Here is a 440-nt window from a genome sequence, read left to right as displayed (position 1 = left end):
ACCAGGATGTTGGCTTAGAAGCAGCCATCATTTAAAGAAAGCGTAACAGCTCACTGGTCTAAATAAGGGTCTTTGCGCCGAAAATGTAACGGGGCTAAAGCCATGCACCGAAGCTGAGGATATGCACGCAAGTGTATGTGGTAGCGGAGCGTTCCGTAAGTCTGTGAAGGGGGATCCGTGAGGACCCCTGGAGATATCGGAAGTGCGAATGTTGACATGAGTAACGACAAAGGGGGTGAGAGACCCCCTCGCCGAAAGACCAAGGGTTCCTGCTTAAAGTTAATCTGAGCAGGGTTAGCCGGCCCCTAAGCCGAGGCAGAAATGCGTAGGTGATGGGAACCACGTTAATATTCGTGGGCCTGGTGGTAGTGACGGATTGCGTAACTTGTTCAGACTTATTGGATTGTCTGGGCGGGGAAGCGGTTCCAGGAAATAGCTCC

1 rRNA gene is annotated in these 440 nt (G+C 51.8%); it reads left to right on the top strand.

The features are described 5' to 3' along the window. A 23S ribosomal RNA gene (locus MRBLMR1_RS29135) occupies positions 1 to 440 on the top strand; the annotation flags it as partial.

The organism is Neorhizobium sp. LMR1-1-1.1, assembly GCF_040675795.1.
GTDB classification, from domain to species: Bacteria; Pseudomonadota; Alphaproteobacteria; order Rhizobiales; family Rhizobiaceae; genus Neorhizobium; species Neorhizobium cellulosilyticum.
Note: the sequence above shows the minus strand (reverse complement) of the source record. Positions and strands in the feature narration are given on the sequence as shown.